This is a genomic window from Synechococcus sp. R55.3, from assembly GCF_047461975.1.
Lineage (GTDB): Bacteria > Cyanobacteriota > Cyanobacteriia > Thermostichales > Thermostichaceae > Thermostichus.
The window spans coordinates 1-6,045 of sequence record NZ_JANSIG010000122.1 but is presented as its reverse complement, the minus strand read 5'-3'; the positions used below and the strand labels follow the sequence as shown (position 1 = coordinate 6,045).

The following is a 6,045-nucleotide window of genomic DNA, read 5'->3' as shown; positions in this document are numbered from 1 at the left end:
TTTGGAAACAAACAGAATGCTATCGCTGCATAGTTGAACAGTGATGTTCAGCAGTGTTCAGCGTAAATGTATCAGCACAGAGTCCCCTACTGGGAAATACTCAGGGCAGAACTCCGTCCTGCTCTCGGGGTTCTCCATAGCACCAGTGCGAACGGCCAGCCTAGGCAGAGACCGGATGATCCCCTTCAATGGCCCGCACTTGCTCCACAAAGAATTCTTCTAGGGATTGCCGTTGCCAATGCAAGTCGGTGACCAGTGCCCCCGCTTGGTTCAAAAGGCTCAGCAACTCCGGTAGGGATCCACTCCATTCCCCCGACCAATGGGATCCCTGAATCGAGAAGTGCTCTAGGCGGTCGCGGAACTGTTCGACGGCGCCACCGTGCCCCTGTACCCGATAGCTTTTGCTCTCTCCCAGCAAGTCATCCAAAGTTCCCTGATGCACCAATTTGCCGCCGATGATCAGGCCGACTCGGTTGCAGATAACTTCCACATCCGCCAGGATATGGCTGTTGAAAAACACCGTTTTGCCCTGCTGCTTGAGGGACAGAATGATCTCGCGCATTTGATAGCGGCCCATGGGATCCAGTCCCGACATCGGCTCATCCAGAAACACCAGCTCTGGGTCGTTGATCAGCGCTTGGGCCATGCCAGTGCGCTGCAGCATGCCCTTGGAGTAGGTGCGCAGTTGTTTTTTGCGGGCCGTATCTATAGAAAGCCCCACCAGCTCCAGCAGTTGCGGGATCCGCTCCTTCAACAGGCTATTGGGCAGACCAAACACCTTGCCGGCAAACTGGAGAAACTCCCATGCCGTCAAGTAATCGTAAAAATAGGGGTTCTCCGGCAAATATCCCACCTGTTGCTTGATGGAGCGATCCCCCAGGGGTTTGCCCAGCAAAGTGCCGCTGCCGCGGGTGGGCTCCACAATGCCCAGTAGGCATTTGATGGTGGTGGTTTTCCCGGCCCCGTTGGGCCCCAGCAGCCCAAAGGTTTCTCCGCGGGCCACAGTCAGAGAAAAATCTTTGAGGGGGCTGACCACCTTGTTCAGCCAAAATCCTGTGCGATAGGTTTTGGTCAGGCCGGTGATGGCAATGACCGGCTCTGGTGCCGCGAACGCTTCTGCTGGGGAAGTGGGGGTCTCGCTCATGGACTCGCTCGTAGGTATGTTGGAGTTGAGGGAGAAAAAGGTGCCGCGAACACCGAGTTAAGGAGCACACAGTCCGCCAGGCGATAGGCTACCCAGCCTAACCTTTAGTTTACCCACAGGCTTTGTCCCAGCCTAGGCTTGCCGCAGCACTTCCGGTAGAGGAAAGGGGCCAGAGCAAACATACTCCGCGTAGGTATCCGCTTCATTCGCAACAGCGGTGCGGTTCCTTTGCCGTAGGCACAGCACTTTGCTCTGACCTCCCTTCAGTAGCATTCTCATCATCTGGGATGATTCTGGGATGATGATTTCCATCGCGTTGGCGGTGCGGAGCAAGAAAATTGAATCCAGAGGTTTTGTGCCTCTGGCCTCTGGGATCCCAGCCGGTGGTGATCATCGGCAACAGCGTTGCAGAGCAATAAGAAAGGAGTGTTTCTTGCTGGATAAGGTGCTTAGGCAGTGGAAGGAGCGGCTGTTGGCTCCAGTGCTGCAAACCCCTCTCCAACAGGTGCATCCCCTAGCCATTACCCTGTCGGGGTTTGCCATGGGTCTGGCCTCTGGGACAGCGGCAGCTTATGGGGCCTACGGGTGGGGGCTGGGCCTGTGGTTGCTGAACCGGTTTATGGATGGGCTGGACGGCACGTTGGCTCGTCTGCAGGGACGGCAAAGCGATCTGGGGGGCTACCTGGATATGCTGCTGGATGTGGTGGTCTACGCGGTCGTTCCCCTGGGGCTGGCCTTTCACCAGGGATCCCTGCTGGGCTATGCTTCTCTGGCTCTGATGCTGGCCAGCTTTTACATCAACCTTTGCTCCTGGATGTATTTGGCAGGGCTGTTGGAAAAACGGCGTTCGCGACAGCGTTGCGGGTCAATGAGGACAGATGGTTCCGGCGGGGCGGGATCCCTGGATGAACTGACCAGCTTAAGTATGCCGTCGGGGCTTATCGAGGGCAGCGAAACCATCTTTTTCTACGGCTTGTTTTTCCTTTTCCCGGAGTACATGGTGGGCTTGTTTGGGCTGATGGCAATTCTGGTGCTCTTCAGTGCTGTGCAGCGGTTGGTTTGGGCGCTGGGATCGCTTTCTGCTTCAAGGTGAGCCCGGAAAGGGTCTGTTACTATGGCTCCGTCCGGCTGGCGCGAGTTGGGTTACAAGGGTTCCCCATCAGATTTCACCGGGCGAGAGGATCCAAAATAAAAAAGCCATGGAGATCTGTTGCCATGACCTCCACCCTCAACCAACGCATTCGCCACTTCTACGATGCCTCCTCCGGCCTCTGGGAGCGGGTGTGGGGGGAGCACATGCACCATGGCTATTACGAGCCGGGCCAAACCGGTAAGGATCGCCGCCAAGCTCAGATTGACTTGATTGATAGGGTTATCCAGTGGGGCCAGATCGGGGATCCCTGCCCTCCCCAGCACATTCTTGATCTTGGCTGTGGCATTGGGGGAAGCAGCTTGGAGTTAGCCCGGCGCTTTGGGGCACAGGTTACGGGCATTACCCTCAGCCCCGTCCAAGCCAAGCGGGCTACGGAGCGCGCCCAAGAGGCCGGCCTGAGCAACAAGGTGCGATTTCAGGTGGCCGATGCCCTGGAGATGCCCTTTGCAGACAACACCTTTGATCTGGTGTGGTCTCTGGAAAGCGGCGAGCACATGCCGGATAAGCGGCAGTTTCTGGCCGAGGGCTGGCGGGTCTTGCAACCGGGCGGGCAGGTGATGGTGGTAACCTGGTGCCACCGCGAGGGATCCCTGAGCCAGCAGGATCAACAGCTTTTGCAGAAAATCTACGAGGTGTACTGCCTGCCCTATGTGATCAGCCTCTCCAGCTACGAGGCTCTGGCCCAACAGGTGGGCTTTGAGCAGGTGCGCAGCGCCGACTGGTCGGAGCGAGTGGCCCCTTTCTGGGATGAGGTGATCGCTTCTGCCCGCGACTGGCGCTGGATCTGGGCTTTGCTGCGCAGCGGCTGGGTTACCGTTCGCGGGGCGCTGGGGCTGGGCCTGATGCGTCAGGCTTATGCCACCGGCTTGCTCCGCTTTGGCCTCTTGACTGGGTTCAAACCCAAAAGCTAGCCCACCGCAGGGATCCCTTGCTCTCCTTTGGGAGGAGGGGCGCTTGGGGAAATGGGCTCAAAAGTTGGGCTGGGGCGGTGCTGTGCCGGTGAGTTCCAGATACTTTTGCTTCACCGCCTGAATATCCTGCCACATCAACCACTTGGGGCTGCCAGGGGTGCGGTCTGGGTTGCGCAGCAGATAGGCCGGGTGAAAAATGGGCATACACCAGCGTCCCTGCCACTGGATCCATTCCCCGCGGATCTTGGTGATCCCTCGCTTCTCGCCCAAAAGGGAGCGCACCGAGGTGGCCCCCGTGAGCAGAATAATCCAGGGATCCACCAGGCGAATCTGCTCCAACAGATAGGGACGGCAGGCGTCCATCTCCTCCTGGGTGGGCACGCGGTTGTTAGGGGGGCGGCACTTGACCACATTACAGATGTAGGTGTCCTGCTCGGGATCCAGCCCCACCGAAGCCAGGATTTTATCCAGCAATTGTCCCGACTTGCCCACAAAAGGCAGCCCCTGCAGGTCTTCGCTTTCCCCTGGCCCCTCTCCGATGATTAAAATCCTTGCCTTGGGGTTGCCCCGATGCACCACCACATGGGTACGGCTGGCTGCCAAGTCGCAGCGCTGGCATACCAAACAATGCTGCTTCAGTTGCTCCAAATCCCTGTAAGTGCCGGGGGGGATGGACACCTGGGCCGACAGGGGGATCTGATCCCACTGGGGGAGTGTCTCCTCCGCCGGGGCTGGCGGCTCGATGGGATCGTCAAACAGGCTGGGCTGAAGCTCCGGCGGTTTTTTCTTGGCAGCCATTGCAAGTCGAGGTTTCCTTGTGCAGCGATCTTCGATTGCTCCCCCGCCCTTGTCAAGCTCAAGGCCAACCTGCCGGCAGGGGAGAACCTTTACTCCTTGTTAAACTGAGAAAACGAAAACTTGCGCCGGCCTTAGCTCGTCTCTACTCCCTGAGCCTGCCATGCTGCTTTTGTCCAAAGAACTGCCCAACCTGAACTACCGTCATACTCTACAGCGCTTCGACGAGGATTGGCGGGATCCCCTCTCTGCCCTGTTGGGCTGGGGGCGCGCTGCCGGTGCCGATTTGGTGGAGATTTTTCTAGAACGGGGCAATTCCATCAGTTGCCTGGCCGAAGATGACGCCATCACCAGCATCACCCCACGGCTCTCCACCGGGGCCGGCGTGCGGGTGTTTCGCGGCTTGGCCGACTGCTACGTCAGCACCAACGATCTGTCCTTTGCCGGTCTCAAGGCTGCTCTGGAGAAGGGCCTTTCGCTGATGGGCTTCACCCCTCCTGGCCCCACAGCGCTGGTTTCTGCCATCAACCTGGAGATGCTGCAGGACTACGGCGAGCGTCGCCGCAAAGATGGCTGGTTGAAGGAATGTAGCCCCATTGCGGAGATGGGGGAGATCCTGCTCAAAGCCAACGAGCAACTGGGTCGCCAAGCCCGCCATGTGCAGTCCCGCCGCACCACCTATTTCCGCGATTGGCAAGAGATTCTGGTGGCCTGCAGCGATGGCACCTTTGTGCGGGATGTGCGCCTCACCCAATCCGTGAGCTCTACGCTGCTCTGTGCCGATGGATCCCATCGCGCCTCTGTCAGTCAACGCTCCGGCGGTACGGGGGATCCCAACTTTTTGCGCCGTTGGGATCTGGAGGCCCATAGCCGGGAACTGGCAGAAGCCGCCGGCCAGATGCTCTATGCCGACTACGTGGAATCCGGCACCTACCCGATTGTGATGTCCAACGCTTTTGGCGGCGTTATCTTCCACGAAGCCTGCGGGCATCTGTTGGAAACCACCCAGATTGAGCGCAAAACCACTCCCTTTGCCGACAAAAAAGGCCAGAAAATTGCCCACAAAAACCTCACCGCCTGGGACGAAGGTCTCTCTGAAGGGGCCTTTGGCAGCCTGGATGTGGACGACGAGGGCATGCCGGTCCAGCGCACTCTGCTGATCGAGAAGGGCATTTTGAAAAACTTCTTGGCGGATCGGGCTGGCTCAATGCGCACCGGCCACCCTCGCACCGGCAGCGGTCGCCGCCAAAACTACACCTTTGCCCCCGCCAGCCGTATGCGCAATACCTACATTGCCCCCGGAGATGCAGAATTGGACGATCTTTTTGCTTCTATCGACAAAGGCATCTATTGCAAGCGCATGGGGGGAGGGAGCGTCGGCCCCACTGGGCAATTTAACTTTGCCGTCGAAGAAGCTTATCTTATCCAAAACGGCAAAATTACCAAGCCCCTCAAGGGAGCCACCCTGATCGGAGAAGCCAAAGACATCTTGACCAAAATCTCCATGTGTTCCAAAGACCTCAGCTTGGCAGCCGGGTTCTGTGGCTCCGTCAGCGGCAGCATTTATGTGACGGTGGGGCAGCCCCACATCAAGGTGGATTCCATTACCGTTGGCGGTCGCTAATTCCAGGGATCCACCTCGACATGGCCTATGACAACGTCTGCAAATATCTGGCCGAGCGTTTCCCAGAGCAGTTTGCCCGCTGGCTCATGGGAGAAGTGGCTCGGCTCCGACTCTATCGGAGGTATCCTCACCTATCGGTGCAGCAGGTGGTCATTGACTTGCGCAAAACGGGGTCGGAGCGAGTTTTCCAGACCTCTTTTCGTCTAGAGAGGCTGAGCCATGAGTTTGATGTTGTCCGCCTGTGGGAATGTGATTTGAGGGCCGGAGCGGATCGGCAAGCCCTGCTACCGTTTCGGGTTCTAAGCCAGGTGGAAGATCCAGCAGAAACCTTGCGAGAGGTGGTCAGCTAGAAATCGCAGGAGCCCCGCACTGTACCCGTAGGGTCAGTGCCGGGAGGAATGCGCTTTGATGAAGTACA

General features: G+C 58.2%; 6 protein-coding genes. 4 read left to right on the top strand and 2 right to left on the bottom strand.

The window, feature by feature from the left end; all coding sequences use genetic code 11:
- Positions 1-160: 160 nt before the first annotated feature.
- A complete protein-coding gene (locus NW849_RS13655) occupies positions 161-1,144 on the bottom strand; it encodes an ABC transporter ATP-binding protein (RefSeq protein WP_414344385.1) in 984 nt (327 codons plus the stop codon).
- 298 nt (positions 1,145-1,442) lie between these two features.
- On the opposite strand from NW849_RS13655, the gene NW849_RS13650 reads away from it, so the two are divergent.
- Positions 1,443-2,237, top strand: coding sequence for a CDP-alcohol phosphatidyltransferase family protein (locus tag NW849_RS13650; RefSeq protein ID WP_414358314.1), 795 nt, complete (start codon positions 1,443-1,445; stop codon positions 2,235-2,237).
- Between the two features lie 122 nt (positions 2,238-2,359).
- The gene (locus NW849_RS13645; RefSeq protein ID WP_414358312.1) at positions 2,360-3,208 is read left to right on the top strand and encodes a methyltransferase domain-containing protein; all 849 of its coding nucleotides are present in this window, start codon (positions 2,360-2,362) and stop codon (positions 3,206-3,208) included.
- Positions 3,209-3,265: 57 nt separating this feature from the next.
- Here NW849_RS13645 and NW849_RS13640 read toward each other — a convergent pair whose 3' ends face one another.
- Complete coding sequence (locus tag NW849_RS13640) at positions 3,266-3,886, bottom strand: uracil-DNA glycosylase (RefSeq protein ID WP_414331024.1); 621 nt, start codon at positions 3,884-3,886, stop codon at positions 3,266-3,268.
- A 280-nt stretch (positions 3,887-4,166) separates the two neighbouring features.
- Between NW849_RS13640 and NW849_RS13635 the strand changes: the two genes are divergently transcribed.
- Together NW849_RS13635 and NW849_RS13630 are read left to right on the top strand one after the other, a co-directional pair.
- The gene (locus NW849_RS13635; protein WP_414358310.1) at positions 4,167-5,627 is read left to right on the top strand and encodes a TldD/PmbA family protein; all 1,461 of its coding nucleotides are present in this window, start codon (positions 4,167-4,169) and stop codon (positions 5,625-5,627) included.
- Positions 5,628-5,647: 20 nt separating this feature from the next.
- Positions 5,648-5,977, top strand: a complete 330-nt coding sequence (locus NW849_RS13630; RefSeq protein ID WP_414358309.1) for a hypothetical protein — start codon at positions 5,648-5,650, stop codon at positions 5,975-5,977.
- Positions 5,978-6,045: the final 68 nt, after the last annotated feature.

Coding starts and splice junctions, on each gene's coding strand:
- NW849_RS13635 (WP_414358310.1), top strand. CDS start 4,167: ATGCTGCTTTTGTCCAAAGAACTGCCCAACCTGAACTACCGTCATACT.
- NW849_RS13630 (WP_414358309.1), top strand. CDS start 5,648: ATGGCCTATGACAACGTCTGCAAATATCTGGCCGAGCGTTTCCCAGAG.
- NW849_RS13655 (WP_414344385.1), bottom strand. CDS start 1,144: ATGAGCGAGACCCCCACTTCCCCAGCAGAAGCGTTCGCGGCACCAGAG.
- NW849_RS13645 (WP_414358312.1), top strand. CDS start 2,360: ATGACCTCCACCCTCAACCAACGCATTCGCCACTTCTACGATGCCTCC.
- NW849_RS13650 (WP_414358314.1), top strand. CDS start 1,443: ATGATGATTTCCATCGCGTTGGCGGTGCGGAGCAAGAAAATTGAATCC.